The organism is Gluconacetobacter asukensis, assembly GCF_014174375.1.
Lineage (GTDB): Bacteria > Pseudomonadota > Alphaproteobacteria > Acetobacterales > Acetobacteraceae > Gluconacetobacter > Gluconacetobacter asukensis.
Window position 1 is genome coordinate 482,552 of sequence record NZ_JABEQE010000001.1, and the last position, 21,572, is coordinate 504,123.

A 21,572-nucleotide genomic window follows, 5' to 3' on the forward strand; every position below is an offset into this window, starting at 1 on the left:
GCAGCCTGTCGTTCCCCGCGACGTACTCCTTTCGGCCCACACGCGGCAAGACCGCACGATGGTCCCCGGCCCGGATCGCCTGCCGATATGAAGTCCGGGAACGAGTGTGCTACGGAAACCGTCCTGCGAACACGAATACACCGAATAGGCTGAAAGACGACTGCGTATGTCCCGCGACCACGACCTGGATCCTCAGTTGCTTCGGTCTTTCCTGGCTGTAGCGGACACGCTCCACTTCACGACGGCGGCCCATATGCGTGGGGTCAGCCAGTCCACGATCAGCCAGCACATCAACAGGCTGGAAAAGATCCTCGGCCGCTCCCTTCTGGAGCGGAGCACCAAGGACACGAGGTTGACCGAGGACGGGCAGATACTCGTTCCCCATGCCAAGCAGATCCTCGCCGCATGCGAGGCCGCATTTGACGAGTTCGAGCCGGACTTCCTCTCGGGCCATATCCGCTTCGGGGTATCGGACGACCTGGTCCTGTCCCACCTGCCCGAAGTCCTGCGGGAATTCCGCACCATGTATCCAAGCGTCCATGTCTCCATGGTCGTCGGGCTGAGTTCGGAACTGAACAGCCGCCTGCAGTCCGGGGAGCTGGACGTGGCCTGCACAAAGCGCTTCCTGCCGTCGAGCGAGGCATTCGAGGGAGAATGCGTGCTGTGGCGCGAACGGCTGCGGTGGCTGGGCGCCAGAGGGTTCAGCCTGCAGGCGGGAAAGCCCGTGCCGCTGGTGGCGTACGAGAAGGAAAGCCTGAACCGCCGCCGGACGATCGAGGCGCTGAACCAGGCGGGCCTGGCCTGGCAGCTCTCCTTCGTCAGTGACCATCTCAGTGCGCTGATAGCCGGCGTCAGGGCCGGCTACGGGGTCTTCATGCAGTCCGCGCTGCTGATCGACGACAGCATCGTTCCGGTGGAAGCGGCAGAGCTGCCACCGCTTCCGGACATGGAGTTCCTTCTGGTGCCCGGGCGCTCGACGCGGGCGGTCAAGGCCCTGATGCGCACGCTGGTGGAAAATGTTTCGCGGGTTGCGCCGCACGGGGGCGAGATCCCGGCGACGCTTGCCGCTCCTCAGCGGGCGACGGCATAGCCCTGCATGCCGCGCGGATTGGCACCCGCGTAAAGCCTGCCGTCCGCCTCGCGGCGGATGGCAGAGAGCCGCCCTTCGCTCCAGTCGCCGCCGACCACGACATCATGGCCACGGTTACGGAGATCCTCCACGACATCCGCGCCGAAACGGCCCTCGACGACGAGACGTGCGGGATGTGCGTCATGGGGCCAGAAACTGCCTGGCCAGTGTTCGCTATGAAAGCTCGGGGCCTCGATGGCCTGCTGGATGTTCATACCGAAGCGGGTCATGCGCATGTAGAAGGTGAACGACCATTGGTCCTGCTGGTCGCCGCCGGGGGTGCCAAAGGCCATCCAGGGCTTTCCGTCCTTGAGCGCGAAGCTGGGCGTCAGGGTGGTCCTGGGGCGTTTACGCGGCGCCAGCATATTCGGATGCCCCGCCCGCAGCGAGAACATCTGGGCGCGCGAGCCCAGGCCGAAACCAAGCTCCGGTATGACGGGCGCCGACTGCAGCCACCCGCCCGACGGCGTGGCACTGACCATGTTGCCCTCGGCATCGACGACATCGACGTGGCAGGTATCGCCTTTCGTGACGCCCATGTTCGAGACGGTCGGTTCGCCCACGCCGCTCGCAACGCGACCGTCCCCCTGGGCAGGAGGCAGGAATCCGGGCTCCGGCACCCTGCCGTCCGGCCGGCCGGGACGTAGCTCCAGCGAGGCCCGCTCTCCAACCAGGCTCCGCCTGGCATCGTTATAGGACGCAGACAGAAGCGTCGCGAGCGGAACGTCCGGCGTATCGCCGTAGAAGGCTTCACGGTCGGCATAGGCCAGCTTGGCGCATTCGGTGACGGTGTGGAGAAAATCGGCGCCACACGGGTCCATGCCGGCAACATCGAATCCCCGCATCAGGGCAAGCTGCTGGAGAAACACCGGCCCCTGGCTCCACGGGCCGCATTTCAGGACGGTATACCGGCCATCCTGCAACGAGACGGGATCTTCCAGGGTCGCCCGCCATGCGGCAAGGTCGGCCGATCTCAGCAACCCGGCATGGGGCGTTCCGCTACTGTCCATCATCGGAACCCGGCAGAAGCGGTCGATGGCTTCCGCGACGAAGCCGTCATACCACGCATGCCGCACGGCATCGATGCGGTCCTCGCGTGTCGCGCCGGCGGCGGCGTCCTTCAGGCGTTTCAGGGTCTCCGCCAGAACCGGCCGCCGCAGGAGCGTGCCCGCGGCCGGAACCACACCGTCGGGCATGAAGGTCTTCGCGTTCTCGGGCCAATGGTCGCGGAAGAGGCTCTCCACGCTGGCGATGGTCGCAACCATCTGGGGCATGACGGGCACACCCTGCACGGCATAGAAGATCGCATATTCGATGACATCGGCGAAATCCCATGTCCCGAAGTCGCGCAGCATCAGGCACCAGGCATCGAAGGCACCGGGCACGACGGCGGCCAGATGCCCGGTTCCGGGAATCTCATCCAGATCCAGGGCATGATAGGCGTCGATGCTCGCGCCGGCGGGCGAAACGCCCTGCCCGCAGATCACATGCTGCTTTCCAGTCCTGGCATGACTGACGATGATGGGGGCATCTCCGGCCGGCCCGTTCAAATGCGGCTCCGCAACCCAGAGGGTGAACCCGGCGGCGACGGCAGCGTCGAACGCATTCCCGCCCCGTTCCAGTACGGCTTGTCCGACGCCGCTGGCCAGCCAGTGCGTCGAGGCGACGGCACCAAAGGAGCCGCAGAGTTCCGGGCGTGTCAGGAAGGGAGTCATACTGCTCTTGCTTTCTTCTTGCTTGCAATGTGCACATTCGTGACGCGCTGCGCGGTCATGAGGATCACGGCGGAAAGGACGCAGATAGCGATAACGTATCCGATCCAGGACAATCTGCCGCCCGTCACGCCGATGATCCACGCAAAGACCAGTTGCGCGGTGGAACCGAACAGGGTGACGCCGATGGAATAGGACAGGCCGATGCCGAAGGCCCGCTGGTCCCTGGGGAACAGCGAGGCAAGGAACGCCATTCCGGCACCACCCGAGATGGCGTTTCCGATCATGAGGACGGCGCAGGCAAGGGTCAGACTCTCCAGGGAGGGCGCCTGGAGCATGAGCCAGAAAACGGGAAAATAGAGTGCGGCATTGACCAGTCGGGAGATGACGATCACCCGGCGCGCACCGTATCTGTCGGCAAGCAGCCCGCCGGCGACCGAACCCGCGAACCCGACAAGCCCATTGCTGATATTGATGAGCAGCGCCTTGCGGATCGGCATGTGCAGCGTATGGACGGCATAGGTGACGACGAACTGGAAGAAATATTGCTGGATCGTGCTTCCGGCCTCATAGACGATTCCGATGGGCAGGCGCCTGAACGCATGGCTGTGGAACTGCCGCAGGAAATCGGCAAACGACAGGCGCTCCTCTTCCGATGGCACGGTTTCTTCCAGCGTTTTCCGAAGATAGATCCCGACCGGGGCGATCAGCATCCCGAAGACGAAGGGGAGTCTCCACGCCCAGTCGCGGATCGTATGCTCGTCGAAACCAAGGAAGAGGATCAGCCCCAGAAGGCCGGAGATCAGCGCGCCGAGATGCTGCCCGGTGGTCTGCCAGCTTCCGGCAAGGCCCATCCGCTCTGCGCGGGCGCTTTCCACCAGGATCGACGTGGCGGCACCCAGTTCCCCACCCGCGGCAAACCCCTGCAACAACCGGGCGACAACAAGGGCGAGCGGGGCGAGGACGCCGATCGATGCGTATCCGGGCAGAAAGGCGATGATCGCACTGCCGGCGGCCATGACCCAGACAGTCAGGGTCATGGCGGCACGGCGGCCATACCGGTCCGCATAGGCACCGATGAGAAAGGCACCGAGAGGACGGACCAGGAAACCGATGCCGAAGGTAGCCAGCGTGAGCAGCAGCGCCGTATCGCTGTGCCCTGCGGGGAAGAAAATATGCGAAATGACGGTCGCGAACGTGGCATAGGCCGTGAAGTCGAACAGTTCAAAGGCGTTTCCGACGGCGGCGCCAACGATATTCCTGCGGGACGATGCGGATGTCGGGTTCATGCAGCCGGCCTCAATATGTCAGCGACATGCGGCCGCCGATGAAACGGGGTGGTCCGGGAATGTAGAAATAGGTGGTGGAGGCATTCCCGGCGGTGTCCGCATATTGCCGGTTGAGAATGTTGCTTGCATAGGCCGTGACCGACCACGGACCGTTTTTCGGCCGGAACGTGACATGGGCTCCGAGCAGGAAATAGGTCGGCAGGCGATAGACGCCGACGCCGCCAGGGGTGATGGCCTGGCTGTCGCGATACATCCAGTCCACGCCCCCTTCCATATTGTAGCGCGTGAAGACGTCGCTGCGATAATCGGCCTCGCCGTTCAGGGTCAGTTTGGGAATACCGGAATCGACACCGGCAAAGCTGTCGTAGAAACCCTGCCAGATCCCGGTCTTCGCGAAATAGGCATTGGTCTGCCCACGGTCGATATTGTTGAAGACCTGGTAGGTGCCGCGCTCCCAGCCGAGATTCTGCGTCAGGAAGACATGCGGAAGGGGGTGCGCCTCGATGGAGGTCTCGAAGCCCCAGATATCCGATTTCGGCGCATTGACGATCTGCGACAGCGGTCCGTAACTCGGCACCAGGAAGGTGCCGACGACCTGCTGCCCATGATAATCATCATAGAACGCAGCAGCATTCAGGCGCAGACGGTTGGGAATGAGGTCGCTCTTGAAACCCGCTTCGAACGCCAGGACGGTTTCAGGCTCGAACGGGGCGAGCTGTGCCTGCGATACGGTATTGTTGGCCGTGAAACCGCCCGGTTTGAACCCCTTGCTGGTCTTGAAGTAGAGCAATGTTCCCTTCGTCGCCTGCCACTGCACCCCCAGAACGCCCGAAACCTGCGCCGAGAGGGTCGATTCGTTGTTGAACTGCTTGTCGTTGATGCCGAAATGCCGGGTGCTGAGGCCAAGCAGGGCGCGCTGGTCCAATGTATGATTGAGCCCCCCGAACAGCGTAATATGATACGGCAGCCTGTAACTGACATGGCCGTATTCGGAAATGCTTTGCTGGGTGGACTGGAAGGCCGTCTCGCTGAGGTAACCGCGCTGCGGCAGATAGTCCGTAAAATCGAAATAATAGTTCTGCAGCATGCGCGTACGGTTATAGAACGCGCCGACATCCCATTGCAGGCGGTCGCCGGGGCTTGAATTGCGAAGCCGCACTTCCTGCGAGAAGACATTGGCGACGATATTGCGATAGGTATCGCCGGTCGAAAGCGCCGTCGCATCCTGATCCGTGTATTCTGCGACACGTTCCGTCTCATAGGCGCTGATGGTCGAGAGCGTCACCTTCCCGAAATCATGGCTCATGTTGAGGTCGGCGCCCCAGAGCGTATTGTGTTCGCTGGGCATCAGGCTGGCAGAACGCCCGATCATCTGCGCGAACTGGGGGCGGAGACTCCACTCGGCCTGCTGATATCCGAGCTGCGGAATGGGCTGGGACGCGACGAGGCCGAGCGCGGGGCGCCCGGTCACCACCTGATCGTCATCCTGCATCCAGTGGCCGGTCAGCTTGATGGTGGTGTGCTCGTCCGGCGTCCATTTCAGCTTGGCGCGCAGCGCGCCGTCATTGGCGTTCCCCAGATGGCTGCCGTTCTGCGGGTCATATTGCCACCCGCCACCATGAACGGTCTGGCCGGCAATACGGAACGACAGATTGCGGGCAATGGGTCCGGAAATGAACAGATCCGTCCTCGATCGGGCATAACTGGCGATATCTTCCGTGACGCCGCCATGCCAGTCGGGCGTGGGGTCGTTGGTATGGATCGAAACCTCGCCGCCCGTATCCGCCATGCCGTGGGTAAATCCGACCGGACCGGGTGTGACATCGACGTTGGAGAGGTCGAACATCTGGCCGCCCATCATGGTACTGAGCGGAAAGGCGACGTCATCGACGTAGGTCATCACCGAAGACATGTTGTTCTGCGTGAAATCGTTGAAGCCGATGCCACGGATGAAGAAGTTGGTGGTGCCGGTTCCGTTCATGCTCTGGATGGTGACGTTCGGCGCAACGCGCTGGAGGCCCTTGACGTCGAACACGCCCCTGTTGAGCAGCGTGTCGGCGGAAATATGGGTGACGGAATTCGCTTCGTGCTGGGCCTTCGAAAAACTGAAGGCGCGGCGCGCCGAGTTCACGGTGATGGCTTCCGCCTCGTCGCTACCGGCCTGACCGGCCGGGGCACGGGCCGCACCCTGCCTGGCACGCGGAGCATGGCCGTGGCTGCTGTTCCTGGGATGAGGCGCAGTGCCCTCCGCGCGGGCTCCGGACAAGGGTGCTCCAACGGTCAGCGTGATGCCAAGGGCAGACAGCATCAGGTGCAGCCTGCGCGTTTGCGCTGTGCGAGCAGTTCTATGACCGGCCATGCATCCCATCCTATTCGATTATTCAATATCGATATGACATGGATATTTCGATAGTCGATAAAATCCGGTCGTGCAATGAATTTTTTTGGCCTGGGAAATCGATAGGAATCATCAAATAATTGATTTTTATTGCTTTTATACCCACCCAGGAAGACGATCCCTGCTGCCCGGCGACGCGTGAACGCCATCCAGGCGCGATGCGAAGCGCAAGCGCGGATCGGTGTGGACAGACGGTATGGGAATGCCGGGCGCCAGTTCCGGGTCAGTATTCCGGCATCGGCCCTGTCGAAGGCGGCGCAACCTGCCTGCGGCGCGATCTCGCGCGCGGCGTGCTCACGCCCGCCATTTCGCGATCATGTTGGCGCCCCGAAGCATCGGCAGGCGCACATGACGAACGGTGAAAGGTCAAGACAAGCGAGGACGGAAGCCCCGGCCGGGGTCGCCGCGCCTATCGGCTCTCCCCCGGGAGCATCTTCCCCGGATTGAGAATCCCGTTCGGGTCCAGCGTGCGCTTGAGCACACGCATCACATCCAGCGCCACCGGATCATGCTCGTCGGTCAGGAATTCGCGCTTGCCCAGCCCGACCCCATGCTCGCCGCTGCACGACCCGCCCAGCGCCAGCGCGCGCCGGACGATCTTCCGGTCCAGCGCCCAGGCCCGCTCCAGCCCGTCCGGCGTGGGCGGCACGAGGATGATCGTATGGAAATTGCCGTCCCCCACATGCCCGACGATGGGCGCCGTCAGGCCGGACTCCGCAATATCCGCCTTCACCCCCACGATCAGCTCCCCCAGGGCCGAGATCGGCACGATCGCATCGGTCGTCATGGCGCTGTAACCCGGCCGGTAGGCCAGACACGCCCAATAGGCATGATGCCGCGCACGCCAGAGCGCCGCACGCTGGTTCGGATCGGTCTGCCAGTCGAAGCCCAGCCCGCCGCGATCCTCCACGATGCCCTCCACCACCCCGATCTGTTCGCGCACCGATTCCGGCCCGCCCACGAATTCCAGGAACAGCGTGGGCAGCGCCCGCAGCCCGCTCAGCAGGGAATAGCGGATGCTGGCATCCATCTGCACGTCGTCGAGCAGTTCCAGTCGCCCGATCGGCACGCCGAACTGCAGGATGTCGATGGCCGTCGCCACCGCCTCCGACAGGGTCTCGAACTGCACGACAGCCGCCGCAATGCTTTCGGGAATAGGGTGCAGCCGCAACTGGACTTCCGTAATCACCCCCAGCGTGCCTTCCGACCCGATCAGCAGATGCGTCAGATCATACCCGGTCGCGGATTTGCGCACCCGCCCGCCGGTGCGCATCACCCGCCCGTCGGCCAGCACCGCCGTCAGCCCCAGCACATTCTCGCGGATCGTGCCGTAGCGCACCGCCGCCGTGCCCGAGGCCCGCGTGGCGCACATGCCGCCGATGGTGGCCTCGCCACCCGGATCGACGGGGAAGAACAGCCCGGTATCGCGCAGCGTGTGGTTCAGAAGCTGCCGGGTAATGCCGGCCTGCACCCGGCAATCCATGTCCTTCGGATTGACCGACAGCACATCCGTCATCCGCGACAGATCGAGGCTGATCCCACCCTCCGGCGGATTGACATGCCCTTCCAGCGACGTCCCGGCACCGAAGGCGGCCAGCGGCACGCGATGCGCATTGCACAGCGCCAGGGTCTGCGCCACGTCATCCGTGCTCCGCGCGAACACCACCGCACCGGGCATGCTGGGCGCGTGATGGCCTTCGCCATGGCTGTGCTGCTCGCGCACGGCATCGGTGGTCGAAACCTGCTCCTCCCCCAGCCGCGCGCGCAGGGCCGCAATCAGGTCGATATCCATGCGTTCCGCTTCCCTTCGCATCCGTCCATCGGGTCAGGGCCCTGGTCGATCGCCCGAATATAACGGCATATTCAACGCTTATCTGTCATTACCCGTCACGCAATCGGCCCCGGATGGACAATTCAACAAACCGTACGCCTGCCTTCAGCCCGGCAGACGATCTCCTGGTTTCAGATTCGGACGGTCTATCGCGTATAATTGTCTTCACTGCTGAAGGGGCGACACGTGCCCGCCGCCACACCGGGCACCTTGAACGGTCATTCTTCATCGCGTCGGCATATTCTCCCCGATGATACGTCGCGCCCGGGCTCTCTGGCTGAAAGCACATCACGAATGGGCCGCATGCGTTACCCGTTGAAAGCCTCACCGATGACGTCAGGGATATTCTTCTTCCTTCTGCTCTCTGTCCTGCTTCTTTCGTACCCCTCCCCTGTGCCGGCAGCCACGGCACGCTCCGGATTCGTCATTACGGTGCTGGGTGCGCGTGGGGGCGTGCTGGACGGCAACCTCAGTGCCTACATGGTCCGACCCGCAGGCGACGACCGCGCGGTCCTGTGCGACGCCGGGACCGCGACAGCCGGGCTCGTGGCGGCCGATCGGGCCGGGGCGCTGGATGACATTTCGCTCCCCCCCGGCACCGGCCTGACCCGCCCGGGCTATGTGCTGACGCACACCATTCGCGCCTATCTGATCAGCCACGCGCATCTTGACCACGTCGCGGGCCTGGTCGTCGCCTCACCCGATGACAGCGCCAAGCCGATCTACGCACTGCCGGCCACTCTACATGATGTGTCGGAGCATCTGTTCAACTGGCGGATCTGGCCGAATTTCGGCGACGCGGGGCAGGCCCCCACGCTGGGAAAATACCACTATCGCGCCCTGGTACCGGGCCGGACGGCACCGCTGCCCGACACCGCGATGACCGTCACAGCCTGGCCGCTGAGCCATGGCGGCATCGAGTCGACCGCCTTCCTGATTGCGGCGAACGGGGCCTCGGTCCTGTATCTGGGGGATACCGGGCCCGATGCCGTCGAGGGTGGGCACCGCCTGGACGATCTGTGGCGTGCGGTCGGGCCGCTGGTCAGCGCGCACCGATTGAAGGCCATCGTCATCGAAGCCTCGTACGACGACACCCGACCGGACCGGCTGCTGTTCGGTCACATGACCCCGGCCTGGGTGGCGGGCACGCTGCGGGACCTGGCGCGCCGGGCTGGCGGTCCAAGCCCCCTGCGCGGGCTGACAGTGCTGATCAGCCACGTCAAAGCCAGCCTGGCCGAGGGTCCCGCGCCGCAGGAGGCCATCCGGCGGGACCTGCTCCGGGACGCAGCGCGCGACGGACTGCAGGACGTCCGCTTCGTCATCGCCGAACAAGGACTGCGCCTGAACCTGGACTGAGAACCCGCCCGCCTGGAAACACGCGCCGGATCTTCACAGCCCCAAACGCGGCTGATGTTCAGCGGCCCCTACAACAGCGACAGCAACCGCGCCTCCAGCCGGGCAGACTGTGCGGGCGCGCTGAGCGACTCCCGCACGACCTTCAGCGCGGCATCCGCCATCCCGTTCCGCGCACCGGGGGCCAGCATCGCCTGCATGGCATCCGCCAGCGCCACCGGGTCGGCGGCTGGCACCACCATCCCCGCCCCCGAGCGCCCCAGCACCCCGTCCAGTCCCGACTGGTCGGAGCCGATCACCGGCACCCCGCGCGCCAGCGCCTCCACCGCCACGCTGGGCAAGCCTTCCCGGTCGCCGCCCGCCGACACCACGCTGGGCACCAGCAGCGCGATCGCCCGGTCCACCCGCGCCGCCAGTTCCGCCGCCGCCAGCCACCCGGTGAAGCGCAGATTGTCCAGCCCCGCCGCATAATTCCGCATGGCGGGCAGCAGCGGCCCCTCCCCCGCCAGCACCACCGGCGGCGCCAGTCCCCGCCCCGCCAGCACCCGCAGCGCATCGATCAGGGTCGCCACCCCCTTCTTCTCCACAAACCGCCCGGCGAACACGAACTGCTCCGCCGGCCCGGCGGCAGGGGCCGCCGGCTCCACCCCGATCGGGATCACCTCCAGCAGGCCGGGCGCCACCCCCCGCTCCAGCAGCTTGTCCCGCACCCCTTCCGAGACACAGACGAACAGCGACGCATAATCCTGCAACGCCCGCCACCGCCGGCGAAAGATGGCAGGCGGCACCCCCCAGCGATAATGCCGGTCCTTGAAGGCATCGCCGCCATGAAACGTCACCACCAGCGGCACCCCCAGCGCGCGCGCCATCGGCAACGCCAGCGCCCCGCCCCGCCCGAACTGCGCATGCACCAGCACCGGCGACAGATCCGCGACATCCCGCGCCGCCCCCCAGCCGACCTGCCTGAACGCCGCCTGACGCAACGGCCGCAACGGCCCGCTGCCGCCTAGAAACCGCAGATCGCCCGGCAGATCGGGCGCCGACGCATCCCGCCGACACCCCACCCAGCAGGGGCGCAAGGTCTGGAACCCGATATATTGCCGCCGCATGAAGGCCTGCTCCGAAGCCGGCAGCAGCCGGTCGCGATAGACCAGCACGGTCTTCACGCGGGCACCCCCCGCCCGCCGCGCACGGCAGCCCCCCGCTCCAGCAGAGCGACCGCCGCCTCCACCACCGGCGCCACCTCCAGCCCCGCGATCGGGGCACTGCCTTCCGGCCCCGGCGCCGCGATGCCAAGCGCACAGCGCCCCACCGGCCCATATTCCGACATCCGGCTGGGCCCGAACAGCCCCAGAGTCGGCGTGCCGACCGCCGCCGACAGATGCATCAGCCCCGAATCATTGCCGACAAATCCCCCGCACCGCGCCAGCAGCGCCGCCACCTGCGGCAGGGCTAAGCCGCCGCCCGCATCGACGGCATCGGGCAGCGCTTCCAGCACCGGCGCGGCCATCAGGCGTTCCCCCTCGCCGGGGCCATACAGAATGACGGGGCGCATGCCCGGCCTTTGTGCCTTCAAGGCGCGGGCCAGCGCGATGAAACGCTCGGCCGGCCACACCTTGCCCGCCCAGTTCGCCGTCGGCGCCAGCGCCAGCCAGAACGGCCCGTCCGGCAGCATCGCCGCCGCCCGCGCCCGATCGGCCGGCGCCGTCCACATCACCGGCAAAGGCGGCGGCGACAGGCCCAGCACCTGGCCCAGATGCGCGATCCGCGCCCCCGGCCGCCGCCCGCCCCGCATGATCGCCCGCCGCCGCGCGGCCAGAAACAGCGTGACCGCCGAGCCCCGCAGGTCCACGCACAGATCCCACCGAATCCCGACGCACGCGCGCCACAATGCCAGCCAGTGCAGATCGTATTTCCGCTTCGTCACCACGATGGTGCGCTCGCGCCGGGGCATCGCTTCGAACAGCCCCGCCGCCACGGGCCCGCAGGCAATGGTAAAGCGCGCCTGCGGATAGCGGGCGAGCAGGACATCCAGCAATCCGGTGGACAGCACCGCATCGCCCAGGCGGGTGGAGGTAATGAACAGGATACGCATGCGGGCCGAGCCTACCCCATCGCCCGCCCCGGCGAAATCGCCGCCTCTCCCGCAACCGCATGACAGACCCCACATCAGCCCGATCGAACGCGATATATCCTTCGAAGGTCTCGGAGGCTGCTTCAAAAGCCTCGATGGAGAGCGGAAGCGCGGCACCAGCCGCGCATCTGGCGGTGATTTTCGAGCATCGGAGCGGAGCGGCCTTGATGGCCGTGAGCACCGAAGCGCAGAAAACCGCCGTCAGGCCGCCGCCAGCGGGGCTTTTGAAGCAGCCTCTCAGCTTGTAGGATCGGCACCATGGTTGACCCGACACACCTCGCCCATCTTCCGGACCGGTCCGTGCTGGCCCTCTCCGGCCTCGACCGGCACAGTTTCCTCCAGGGGCTGGTCTCCAACGACGTCACCGAAGTCGCCCCCGGCCACGCGGTCTGGGCCGCGCTGCTGACGGCGCAGGGGCGCTGGGTGGCCGATTTCTTCCTCTTCGCCGACCCGGACGGCGCGCGCCTGCTGCTGGATTGCGAGGCCGCACAGGCCGACATGCTGCGCCAGCGCCTGCTGCGCTACCGCCTGCGCTCCGACGTCTCGATCGACCAGACCGGCTTTGCCGTCCACGCCGCCTGGGGCGCGGTGCCGCCGATGATCGATTCCGCCATCGGCGCGCCCGACCCGCGCCTGGCCGAGGCCGGCTGGCGGCTGCTGCTGCCGCGTCCGGCGGAAGACGCGGCCGACCACGCCGCCTACGACGCCCACCGCCTGTCCCTGGGCCTGCCCGACGGCTCGCGCGACTGCGAGGACGGCAAGACCCTGCTTCTGGAAGCCAATTTCGAGGTCCTGAACGGCATTTCCTGGACCAAGGGCTGCTATATGGGCCAGGAACTCACCGCCCGCACCCGCTATCGCGGCCTGGTCAAGCGCAAGCTGCTGCCGGTCTCCGGCGCGGCCCTGCCGCCCCCTGGCACGCCCCTGCTCCAGGCGGGAAGGGAAGCCGGGCACATGGCCTCCTCCCGCGACGGCCACGGGCTGGCGATGGTGCGCCTGGCCCATCGCAGCGGCGAACTGACGACCGAAGCCGGCCATTCGGTGCAGGTCCACATCCCCGACTGGCTGGCCCTGCCGGAAGCCGACGCGCCGAAGGACTGAGCCTATCGCGCGGCACCTGCTGGACAGGTGCCGCGCCATGGAGTGTTGTGCCGCCATGACCGACACCACCTACACCGCCCCCGACGAGGCCGCCCGCGCCTCCATGCTCGACAGTGTGCGCTTCGACGGCGCGGGCCTGATCGCCGCCATCGCCCAGCAGCACGACACCGGCGAAATCCTGATGCTGGCGTGGATGAACCGCGAGGCGCTGGACGAGACGCTCCGCACCGGCCGCGTCTGCTACTATTCGCGCAGCCGTGGCGGCCTGTGGCGCAAGGGCGAGACCTCGGGCCAGGTGCAGCATCTGGTCGATGCCCGCCTGGATTGCGACCGCGACGCGGTGCTGCTGCTGGTCGACCAGACCGGGGTGGCCTGCCACACCGGCCGGCGAAGCTGCTTCTTCAACGCCATGCGCCCCGAAGGGCTGGTCGAAACCAGCACGCCGCTGATCGCGGCCGACACGCTGTACGGGCGCGGCTGACCGCCTCCGCCCGCCCCTCTCACGCAGGTTTACCCGATGACCAAGCCCGACCCCTCGCCCGCCGGCAAGCTCGCCTTTCTCGCCATCCTGCTCGCCATGACAATCGGGCTCGGCGTCTACACGATCCACTCGGCCTTCACGGCCCTGCACAGCACGGTCGAAGGCGGCACCCCCACCACCCCGCCCCCCGCACCGGCCGATTCGGCAAAACAGTAACGCGCGCACCTCATCTTGACGCGCCGCCCGGCCCGTCCGGTTCCGGACAGTCCGTCCGCAACCGGACAGGCAAAACCGACGCCCCATAAAAACCATTACTATACAACAAGATAACACCAGACCCGCATGGTCTAGACTTGTCTGCGCAGAAAAGCAGAACAGGGACAGCAGATCATGGACCGACCGATTTCGTCGCCCGCCCCAGCCGCGCGCCGTCATCGCCCGCATCCAACCCCATGCATGGGCATGTTCAACCGGATCGGCATGTTCAGGGCCGAACGGGGATGGACGCGCAAGGCCCTCGCGGAACGGGTGGAGGTCAATCCCCAGACGATCGGCTTCCTGGAACGGGGCGACTACACGCCCAGCCTGGAACTGGCGATGAAGATCGCCCGGGTCTTCGACGTCCCGATCGAAATCATCTTCTCTCTCGAACCGTTCGAAAACATCGCCACCATGCTGCATGCCAGGCAGAGGCGATGACGGAAGAGCCGTCTTCTACGCGGCGGAATGCCCGTCCAGTACCGCCATCAGCTCCGCCGCCGCCGCATCGTCCGGATCGCCCTTGGGCGCGGCCAGCTTCTCCATGACGGCGCGGAAGCCCGCGCGCTGCAACGCGGCGCTGTGCTCATCGGTCAGCAGCCGATGCACCGTCTCCGCCAGCAAGCCCGGCCGGCAGCGTTCCTGCAACAGCTCGGGCACCAGCCGATGCCCGGCCAGCAGATTGACCATCGCGACATACGGCACCCGGATCAGCCGCCGCGCCAGCGCCGCCGTAATCGGATTGACCCGATAGGTCACCGCCATCGGCACCCCGGCCAGCGCCAGTTCCAGCGTCGAGGTCCCCGATTTGGTCAGCGCCGCCCCCGCCGCGGCAAAGGCATCGTGCTTTTCCGCCAGATCGGTCACCACGATCGGCCGCACCGGCCAGTCGGCTACCCCACGCCGCACCACATCCGCCACCACGGGCGAGACCGGCACCACCGGCACGATACCGGGACAGGTCGCCATCAGGATGCGCAAGGTCCGCCCCAACACCGGCAACAGGCGCGGCGCCTCCGACCGGCGGCTGCCCGGCATCAGGATCAGCACGGGCGTGGTCGGCGCAATGCCATGCCGCGCCCGAAACGCCGCCCCATCCCCCCGATCGACCCCCGATTGCAGCACCGGATGCCCGACAAACCGCGCATCGAGTCCATGCCGACCGAAAAAATCGGGCTCGAACGGCAGCAGGCACAGCAGCCGGTCCCACAGGCCCGGAAACTCCCGCACCCGATGCTCCCGCCACGCCCAGACCTGCGGCGCGACATAATGCACGCGCGGAATGCCCAGCTCCGCGACGCGGCGCAGCAGCCGCAGCGCAAAACCGGGACTGTCGATGGTCACCACCAGATCGGGCCGCGTCGCCGCGATATCCGCCACCGCCTGGTCCAGCCGCCGCGACAGATGCCGCAGCCGGGGCAGCACTTCCACCAGCCCCATCACCGCCAGGTCGCGCAGCGGAAACAGGCTGCGCAATCCCGCCTCCTCCATCCGCGTGCCGCCGACCCCGGCAAAACGCAGCGTCGGGTCGCGTCGGCGCAGCGCCGCCATCAGGCGCGCCCCCAGCACATCGCCGCTGGCCTCGCCGGCCAGAATCCAGACGGTTCGCCCCGGTGCGGCCTCCGCCATGCGGACTAGCCTTCCCCCCGCAGCGTCGCCCCACTGGCCTTCTGCACCGCCGCCACAACCGCGCCGCATATGGCCTCGATCTCGGCATCGGTCAGGCTGGCCTTGACCGGCTGCAACGTCACCTCGACACCCAGCGACTTGCTGCCCTCCGGCACCTTGTCGCCCTCATAGACATCGAACAGCCGCACGCCGGAAATCAGCGTCCGCTCAGCCCCCCGCGCCGCACGCAGCACGGTCTCCGCCGCCACATCCCGCCCGACGACAAACGCGAAATCGCGATGCACCGGCTGGAACGCCGAAAGCTCGGGCGCCGCCCGCCGCCGCCGCTTGGGGTCGGGGATTGCATCGAGGAACAGCTCGAACCCCACCACCGGCCGATCCAGCCCACGCCCGGCCAGCAGCGCCGGATGCAACTGCCCGAACACGCCCAGCACGATCTTCGGCCCCTGCCGCAGCACACCCGAACGGCCGGGATGATAATGGCCCGGCGCATCCGCCGTCACGCTGATCCCCTCGACGGGCGCACCCAGCGCCGCCAGCACCGCCAGCACCGCCAGCGCGTCCGCCTTGGCATCCCACAGCTCGACCGGCTCGGCCGCCCGGCCGGGGAAGCGCGGCGCATGCCCGCTACGCAGCGCCGCCGCGATCTGGCTCTGCCCGGCTTCCGAGAAGCCCGGCCCGACCTCGAACAGGCCCAGATCCGGATAACCCCGTGCGGTATTACGCTCGATGGCCGCCAGCAGGTTCACCAGCGGCGTCGGCCGCATCTGGTCCAGATCGGCGGCAATCGGGTTCAGCAGACGCAGGCTCTCCGGCACCGCACCAAAGCGCGCACACGCTTCCTGCGCCGCGAAGGAATACGCCACCGTCTCCATCAGCCCCCGCGCCGCCAGCACGCGCCGCGCCGTGGCAGTCCGCGTCTGGCGCGGCGTCAGCGCCGGCAGCGGTACGGCCGAAAGCGCGGGCAATGAGACCGGCGGGATCGAATCCAGCCCGCGCAGACGCAGGATCTCCTCGATCAGGTCGCACTCGGAATCGACCGCCACAGCCCCCTCGGCGGCGGCAAAGGCCCGCTCGGCCGAAAGATCCGGCGCCTGGTCCAGCACCATCTTCATCGCGATGTCATTGCGCCAGGACGGCACATCCACCACCACGCGCGCCTCATCGCGCTCGCGCACCTCGAAGCCCAGCACTTCCAGCGAGGCCACGGCCTCGTCCGCCGGCACATCCAGCCCGCCCAGCCCGGCGATCCGCGCGAAGCGCAGATGCGCCTCCCGCTGCCACGCCGGCGCCTCGCCGGCCGAGACCACCTCACTGGCCTCACCGCCGCACAGTTCGATGATCATCCGCGTCGCCGCTTCCAGCGCCGCCACCGGCAACGCCTGGTCCACGCCACGCTCGAACCGGTGCCGCGCATCGGAATGCAGCCCCAGCCGCCGGCCGCTGAGCGCGATCCGCACCGGGTCGAACAGCGCGCATTCCACGAACACGCTCGTGGTCTCGTCCGTCGCCCCGGTCGCCTCACCGCCCATGATCCCGGCCAGGGACTGCACCCCGGTCGCATCGGCAATCACGCAATCCTCGGGCGACACCACCACATCGCGCCCATCCAGCGCACGGAAGCTCTCGCCCGCACCCCGGCAGATCGTCAGCCGCCCGCCGGTCACCCGGTCGGCATCGAACACATGCAGCGGCCGGCCCAGATCGAAAGCGAAGAAATTGGTGATATCCACCAGTGCGGAGATCGGACGCAGCCCGATCGCCCGCAGCCGCTTCTGCAGCCAGTCCGGGCTGGGCCCATTGCGCACGCCGCGCACGGTCCGCCCCAGCACCCACGGGCAGGCCTCGGGGAAATCGTTGGCCCAGCTGATGGACGAGTCGAAGGTCCCCTCGACAGTCTCGGCCAGCCAGGGGCGCAGATGCCCCAGCCCCGCCGCCGCCAGGTCGCGGGCAATGCCGCGCACCGCCAGCGCATCGCCCCGGTTCGGCGTCACCGCAATCTCGATCACCGGATCGTTCAGCCCCGCGAAATCGGCATAGGAGAGGCCGGTCACCGTGCCCTCGGGCAGTTCGGCGATGCCGTCATGGTCCTCGCCCAGCCCCAGCTCACGCAGCGAGCACAGCATGCCGCCACTGGCCTCGCCACGGATCGACCCGGCCTTGATGGTGATGTCCAGGCCCGGAACCCAGGTGCCCGGCGGCGCGAAGATCACCGACAGGCCGGTGCGCGCATTCGGCGCGCCGCAGACCACCTGCACCTCCTCGAAGCCCGGCCCGGCATCGACGCGACACACGCGCAGCCGGTCGGCATTGGGGTGCTGCACGGCCTCGATGATGCGGGCGGTGCGGAAGGCGGCCAGCCGGGCGCCGGGGTCTTCGACGCCTTCGACCTCCAGCCCGATCGTGTTCAGCTTGGCGCAGATCTCATCGACCGAGGCCGTCGTGTCCAGATGGTCGCGCAGCCAGGACAGGGTGAACTTCATCGATCACAGACCTTCATGCAGCAGGGCCGGCGACAGCGGGCTGGTGCCGTAATGGCGCAGCCAGCGCACGTCGCTCTCATAGAACGAACGCAGGTCCGGGATTCCGTGACGCAGCATGGTCAGGCGCTCGATCCCCATCCCGAAGGCGAAGCCCTGCCATTCGCGCGGGTCCAGCCCGCAATTGGCCAGCACGCGCGGATGCACCATGCCCGAGCCCAGAACCTCCAGCCAGTCGCCGCCGCCGCCGATCTCGCCGGTCTTGCGCGACCAGCCGATATCCACTTCCATCGACGGCTCCGTGAACGGGAAATACGAGGCCCGGAACCGCACCGGCAGGCTCGGCTGGCCGAAATAGGCGCGCAGGAAGTCGGTCAGGCAGCCCTTCAGATGCGCCAGCGTGATCCCCCGGTCGATCACCAGCCCCTCGCACTGATGGAACATCGGCGAATGGGTGGCGTCATGGTCGGCGCGATAGGTCCGCCCCGGCGCAATGATGCGGATCGGCGGCTCCTGACCGAGCATGGTGCGGATCTGCACGCCCGATGTCTGGGTGCGCAGCACGCGCTCCCGCCCGCTGCCCGCTTCGGCCGGCAGGTAGAACGTGTCCTGGTCGGTGCGCGCCGGATGATGGTCGGGCGTATTGAGCGCCGAGAAATTATGCCAGTCGGTCTCGATATCCGGCCCCTCGGCGACCTTGAAGCCCATCGCGCCGAAAATGGCGGCCATCTCCTCCATCGTCCGGCTGATCGGATGGATCATGCCCTGCGATTCGGGCCGCACCGGCAGCGTCACATCCACCCGCTCCGAGGCCAGGCGCGCATTCAGGATCGCCGCCTCGATCTCCGCCCCGCGCTCCTCGATGGCGCGCGACAGATCGTCGCGCAGCCGGTTCAGCGCTCCGCCGCGCAGCTTGCGCTCCTCGGGCGACATCCGGCCCAGTTCCTTCAGCAGCCCGGTCAGCCGGCCAGACTTACCCAGCGTGCCCACACGCACGGCATCCCATTCCCGCCGGTCGCCGGCCCCAGCCAGCGCGGCCAGCGTCTCCTGCCGCAGGATTTCGAGATCGTCGCTCATGGCACCTCGCTGGAAACAGACACGCAATAATAGGGGCAGAGGCTGTTTCAAAGCCCCGATGGTGAGGGGAAGCGCGGCGTCAGCCGCGCGGCTGGCGGTGATTTTCGAGCATCGGAGCGGAGCGGCCTTATCGGCCGCCCGCCGCGAAGCGCAGAGAATCGCCGTCAGGCCGCCACCAGCGGGGTTTTGAAACAGCCTCTGAAGAACCCGAGACCTGCGCGGATACAGGCTCCGACGACGGGAATAAACCCCCCAAATGCAGAACGGGCCGCCCCTTGCGGGGCGGCCCGTTCCAGACCACTAACCGTAAAGGAGCAATCAGGCAGCCAGAGCCGCCTGCGCCTTCTTCACGATCTCGGCAAAGGACGCGGCATCGTCGAACGCGATGGCGGCCAGCACCTTGCGGTCGATCTCGATCCCGGCCTTGTCCAGCGCGAAGATGAACTTGCTGTAGGTCAGGCCATGCTCGCGCACCGCGGCATTGATACGCTGGATCCACAGGGCGCGGAATTCGCGCTTCTTGTTCCGGCGGTCGCGATACGCATACTGCAGCGACTTCTCGAGGCGCTCGAGAGCGATGCGGTAGTTGGTCGAAGACCGGCCGCGGAAGCCCTTGGACTGCGCAAGGACCTTCTTGTGACGGGCGTGCGTCGTGACGCCCCGCTTAACACGTGCCATGTTTCAGGTGCTCCTTATGCCAGCCCGTAGGGCGCCCACTGCTTCACAGTCTTCCCGTCCATTTCGGTCAGGGTCTGCGAGCCGCGGTTGGTGCGCTTCATCTTCTGCGAGCGGTTGATCAGGCCGTGGCGCTTGTTGCCCGGCCCAGCCAGCACCTTGCCGGTCGCGGTGATCTTGAACCGCTTCTTGACCGACGACTTGGTCTTCATCTTGGGCATTTTCATCTCCTTCAATTCTGCGGGCTGCGACCGCACAAGGCGATCAGGCAGCGATCACGGCCGGGCATGCCCATTTCAGGCCCGGACGCGCGAACAGGCCGCTGCCTATAGACAAACCCGCCCCCGCAATCAAGCCTTGCCTTCCCTCTTTCGACCCGCAATGACGGGATTCCCCTCGAAGCCGCCGGCCGACACGCATCCAGCCTGCCGGCCTGCCCTCAACCAGGGATCATCCCATGCCCATCCTTCCCCCCTTCGGCCCGGTGCCCCCTTCCGTGCTGATCCCGCCCTACGACCGGGCGGCGGTCCGCCCCGGCATCGCGCATCTCAGCGTGGGCAATTTCCACCGCGCGCACCAGGCGGTCTATCTCGACCGCGTGCTGGCGCGGCCGGGCAACGCACAATGGGGCATCCTGGGCATCGGCGTGATGGACGACGCGCACGAACGCGCCAAGGCCGAGGCGCTGCTGGCGCAGAACGGCCTCTACACCCTGACCGAATGCCCCGCCGACGCACCCGACACGGTGCGCTTCGTCGGCTCGATCGTGGAGTATCTGCACGCGCCCGACGACCGGGCGGCCGCCATCCGCCGCCTGGCCGACCCGGCGATCCGCATCGTCAGCCTCACCGTCACCGAAGGCGGCTATTATGTGGACGCGGCCGGCCATTTCCAGCTCGACCACCCCGCCATCGCCGAGGATTTGGCCCGCAAGGTGCCGCACACCGTCTTCGGCCTGGTGACCGAGGCCCTGCGCCTGCGCCGCGATGCCGGCACCGGCCCGTTCACTATCCTGTCCTGCGACAATCTGCCGCATAACGGCCGCGTCGCCCGCACCGCCTTCCTCGCCTGGGCCCGCGCCCGCGACGCCGACCTGGCCGACTGGATCGAAGCCCAAGTCACCTTCCCCAGCACCATGGTCGACCGCATCACGCCCGCGGTGGGCCCGCTGGACATCACGCGGCTCGATGCCGGCAGCGGGGTCGAGGACCGCGTGCCCGTCTTCTGCGAGGATTTCATCCAGTGGGTGATCGAGGATCATTTCTGCGCCGGCCGCCCCCCACTGGAGGATGTCGGCGTCCTGTTCACCGGCGACGTCACGCCCTACGAGCAGGTCAAGCTGCGCATGCTCAACGCCTCGCATTCCATGCTGGGCCTGCCGGGCATGCTGATGGGCTACCGCATCGTCAGCGACATCATGCACAATCCAGACGTGGTGGCGCTGCTGGAGCATTACCTCGCCCAGGATGCCGAGCCGCTGCTCCAGGCCCCGCCGGGCATGGAACTGCACGAATACGCGGCACAGCTCCTGCGCCGCTTCAGCAACGTGGCCATCAGCGACCAGCTTCCCCGCATCGCCTCCGACAGCGCCTCGAAACTGCCGGTCTTCGTCCGCCCCACGGCCGAGGGCACGCTGGCACGGGGCGCGGATGCGTCGCGCATCGCCTTCCTGCTGTCCTGCTTCGCCGAATATCTGCGCGGCCACGACGATAACGGCGCCACGTACGAGATCCACGAACCCCATCTGGGCCCCGACGACCTGGCCCTGGCGGCGGACGCGGACCCGACAAAGGCGCTGGACATGTCGGTCTTCGCCGGCTGGGGCCTGCGCGACCATCCGGCCTTCGTGGAATTGTTCGCCCAGACCCTTACCGCACTGCGCACCGGGGGCACCCGCGCCTGCCTCCGCCAGCTCGTCAGCCCCCCGGATTCCGCCCCGTCCTCCTGACCGCCCAATGACACGAAAACTTGATATCGTTTCACATAGGGCCGAAACGTTGTTACGGACCGCATGGCCGCCGCGAT

At 67.1% G+C, this 21,572-nt stretch carries 18 protein-coding genes; 7 read left to right on the plus strand and 11 right to left on the minus strand.

The features are described from left to right. Positions 1-196: 196 nt before the first annotated feature. Positions 197-1,090, plus strand: a complete 894-nt coding sequence (locus tag HLH35_RS02175) for a LysR family transcriptional regulator (RefSeq protein WP_182977542.1) — start codon at positions 197-199, stop codon at positions 1,088-1,090. Here HLH35_RS02175 and HLH35_RS02180 read toward each other — a convergent pair. From HLH35_RS02180 to HLH35_RS02195, 4 genes are all read right to left on the minus strand, one after another. Beyond that, positions 1,072-2,844, minus strand: coding sequence for a gamma-glutamyltransferase family protein (locus HLH35_RS02180; RefSeq protein WP_182977543.1), 1,773 nt, complete (start codon positions 2,842-2,844; stop codon positions 1,072-1,074). The two genes, HLH35_RS02175 and HLH35_RS02180, sit on opposite strands and share 19 nt — an antisense overlap. Continuing rightward, the gene (locus HLH35_RS02185) at positions 2,841-4,130 is read right to left on the minus strand and encodes an MFS transporter (RefSeq protein ID WP_182977544.1); all 1,290 of its coding nucleotides are present in this window, start codon (positions 4,128-4,130) and stop codon (positions 2,841-2,843) included. Before HLH35_RS02185 ends, HLH35_RS02180 begins: the two co-directional genes overlap by 4 nt. Before the next feature lie 10 nt (positions 4,131-4,140). Next, entirely contained in the window at positions 4,141-6,438 is a 2,298-nt protein-coding gene (locus HLH35_RS02190) for a TonB-dependent receptor (RefSeq protein ID WP_182977545.1), read from the minus strand. A gap of 499 nt (positions 6,439-6,937) precedes the next feature. Continuing rightward, a complete protein-coding gene (locus tag HLH35_RS02195; RefSeq protein WP_246384765.1) occupies positions 6,938-8,320 on the minus strand; it encodes an FAD-binding oxidoreductase in 1,383 nt (460 codons plus the stop codon). A 369-nt stretch (positions 8,321-8,689) separates the two neighbouring features. On the opposite strand from HLH35_RS02195, the gene HLH35_RS02200 reads away from it, so the two are divergent. Then, positions 8,690-9,715, plus strand: a complete 1,026-nt coding sequence (locus tag HLH35_RS02200) for an MBL fold metallo-hydrolase (RefSeq protein WP_182977547.1) — start codon at positions 8,690-8,692, stop codon at positions 9,713-9,715. A 68-nt stretch (positions 9,716-9,783) separates the two neighbouring features. Here the strand turns inward: HLH35_RS02200 and HLH35_RS02205 are convergent, their stop codons facing one another. Together HLH35_RS02205 and HLH35_RS02210 are read right to left on the minus strand one after the other, a co-directional pair. Continuing rightward, complete coding sequence (locus HLH35_RS02205) at positions 9,784-10,878, minus strand: glycosyltransferase (RefSeq protein ID WP_182977548.1); 1,095 nt, start codon at positions 10,876-10,878, stop codon at positions 9,784-9,786. Then, on the minus strand, positions 10,875-11,807 hold the full coding sequence (locus HLH35_RS02210) for a glycosyltransferase family 9 protein (RefSeq protein WP_182977549.1): 933 nt from the start codon (positions 11,805-11,807) through the stop codon (positions 10,875-10,877). The genes HLH35_RS02205 and HLH35_RS02210 overlap by 4 nt, the downstream gene beginning before the upstream one ends. A 297-nt stretch (positions 11,808-12,104) precedes the next feature. Between HLH35_RS02210 and ygfZ the strand changes: the two genes are divergently transcribed. The 4 genes from ygfZ to HLH35_RS02230 all read left to right on the plus strand — a co-directional run bounded on the left by ygfZ (position 12,105) and on the right by HLH35_RS02230 (position 14,127). Beyond that, a complete protein-coding gene (gene ygfZ, locus HLH35_RS02215) occupies positions 12,105-12,947 on the plus strand; it encodes a CAF17-like 4Fe-4S cluster assembly/insertion protein YgfZ (protein ID WP_182977550.1) in 843 nt (280 codons plus the stop codon). Positions 12,948-13,002: 55 nt separating this feature from the next. After that, positions 13,003-13,428 (plus strand): phosphoribosyl-AMP cyclohydrolase, encoded by a 426-nt coding sequence (hisI, locus tag HLH35_RS02220; RefSeq protein ID WP_182977551.1) that lies wholly within the window; start codon positions 13,003-13,005, stop codon positions 13,426-13,428. Between the two features lie 36 nt (positions 13,429-13,464). Then, complete coding sequence (locus HLH35_RS02225; protein WP_182977552.1) at positions 13,465-13,644, plus strand: hypothetical protein; 180 nt, start codon at positions 13,465-13,467, stop codon at positions 13,642-13,644. Positions 13,645-13,818: 174 nt separating this feature from the next. After that, the gene (locus tag HLH35_RS02230; RefSeq protein WP_246384766.1) at positions 13,819-14,127 is read left to right on the plus strand and encodes a helix-turn-helix transcriptional regulator; all 309 of its coding nucleotides are present in this window, start codon (positions 13,819-13,821) and stop codon (positions 14,125-14,127) included. A 15-nt stretch (positions 14,128-14,142) separates the two neighbouring features. On the opposite strand, the gene lpxB is transcribed toward HLH35_RS02230, so the two are convergent. From lpxB to rpmI, 5 genes are all read right to left on the minus strand, one after another. After that, complete coding sequence (gene lpxB / locus HLH35_RS02235; RefSeq protein WP_182977553.1) at positions 14,143-15,315, minus strand: lipid-A-disaccharide synthase; 1,173 nt, start codon at positions 15,313-15,315, stop codon at positions 14,143-14,145. A gap of 5 nt (positions 15,316-15,320) precedes the next feature. Further along, positions 15,321-17,798, minus strand: a complete 2,478-nt coding sequence (gene pheT / locus HLH35_RS02240) for a phenylalanine--tRNA ligase subunit beta (RefSeq protein ID WP_182977554.1) — start codon at positions 17,796-17,798, stop codon at positions 15,321-15,323. A gap of 3 nt (positions 17,799-17,801) precedes the next feature. Beyond that, positions 17,802-18,872 (minus strand): phenylalanine--tRNA ligase subunit alpha, encoded by a 1,071-nt coding sequence (pheS, locus tag HLH35_RS02245; protein ID WP_182977555.1) that lies wholly within the window; start codon positions 18,870-18,872, stop codon positions 17,802-17,804. 318 nt (positions 18,873-19,190) lie between these two features. After that, positions 19,191-19,550, minus strand: a complete 360-nt coding sequence (gene rplT, locus HLH35_RS02250) for a 50S ribosomal protein L20 (protein ID WP_182977556.1) — start codon at positions 19,548-19,550, stop codon at positions 19,191-19,193. A 14-nt stretch (positions 19,551-19,564) separates the two neighbouring features. Further along, positions 19,565-19,768, minus strand: coding sequence for a 50S ribosomal protein L35 (rpmI, locus tag HLH35_RS02255; protein WP_114729229.1), 204 nt, complete (start codon positions 19,766-19,768; stop codon positions 19,565-19,567). Between the two features lie 236 nt (positions 19,769-20,004). Between rpmI and HLH35_RS02260 the strand changes: the two genes are divergently transcribed. Further along, positions 20,005-21,495, plus strand: coding sequence for a mannitol dehydrogenase family protein (locus HLH35_RS02260; RefSeq protein WP_182977557.1), 1,491 nt, complete (start codon positions 20,005-20,007; stop codon positions 21,493-21,495). The last annotated feature ends 77 nt before the right edge of the window (positions 21,496-21,572 follow it).

What these genes read in the sequence shown, in the direction of transcription:
- HLH35_RS02230 (WP_246384766.1), top strand. Translation starts at nt 13,819, where the DNA reads ATGGACCGACCGATTTCGTCGCCCGCCCCAGCCGCGCGCCGTCATCGC.
- HLH35_RS02195 (WP_246384765.1), bottom strand. Translation starts at nt 8,320, where the DNA reads ATGGATATCGACCTGATTGCGGCCCTGCGCGCGCGGCTGGGGGAGGAG.
- HLH35_RS02200 (WP_182977547.1), top strand. Translation starts at nt 8,690, where the DNA reads ATGACGTCAGGGATATTCTTCTTCCTTCTGCTCTCTGTCCTGCTTCTT.
- HLH35_RS02225 (WP_182977552.1), top strand. Translation starts at nt 13,465, where the DNA reads ATGACCAAGCCCGACCCCTCGCCCGCCGGCAAGCTCGCCTTTCTCGCC.
- pheT (WP_182977554.1), bottom strand. Translation starts at nt 17,798, where the DNA reads ATGAAGTTCACCCTGTCCTGGCTGCGCGACCATCTGGACACGACGGCC.
- ygfZ (WP_182977550.1), top strand. Translation starts at nt 12,105, where the DNA reads ATGGTTGACCCGACACACCTCGCCCATCTTCCGGACCGGTCCGTGCTG.
- HLH35_RS02180 (WP_182977543.1), bottom strand. Translation starts at nt 2,844, where the DNA reads ATGACTCCCTTCCTGACACGCCCGGAACTCTGCGGCTCCTTTGGTGCC.
- HLH35_RS02260 (WP_182977557.1), top strand. Translation starts at nt 20,005, where the DNA reads ATGCCCATCCTTCCCCCCTTCGGCCCGGTGCCCCCTTCCGTGCTGATC.
- pheS (WP_182977555.1), bottom strand. Translation starts at nt 18,872, where the DNA reads ATGAGCGACGATCTCGAAATCCTGCGGCAGGAGACGCTGGCCGCGCTG.
- HLH35_RS02185 (WP_182977544.1), bottom strand. Translation starts at nt 4,130, where the DNA reads ATGAACCCGACATCCGCATCGTCCCGCAGGAATATCGTTGGCGCCGCC.
- HLH35_RS02210 (WP_182977549.1), bottom strand. Translation starts at nt 11,807, where the DNA reads ATGCGTATCCTGTTCATTACCTCCACCCGCCTGGGCGATGCGGTGCTG.
- lpxB (WP_182977553.1), bottom strand. Translation starts at nt 15,315, where the DNA reads ATGGCGGAGGCCGCACCGGGGCGAACCGTCTGGATTCTGGCCGGCGAG.
- rplT (WP_182977556.1), bottom strand. Translation starts at nt 19,550, where the DNA reads ATGGCACGTGTTAAGCGGGGCGTCACGACGCACGCCCGTCACAAGAAG.
- HLH35_RS02190 (WP_182977545.1), bottom strand. Translation starts at nt 6,438, where the DNA reads ATGCTGTCTGCCCTTGGCATCACGCTGACCGTTGGAGCACCCTTGTCC.
- hisI (WP_182977551.1), top strand. Translation starts at nt 13,003, where the DNA reads ATGACCGACACCACCTACACCGCCCCCGACGAGGCCGCCCGCGCCTCC.
- rpmI (WP_114729229.1), bottom strand. Translation starts at nt 19,768, where the DNA reads ATGCCCAAGATGAAGACCAAGTCGTCGGTCAAGAAGCGGTTCAAGATC.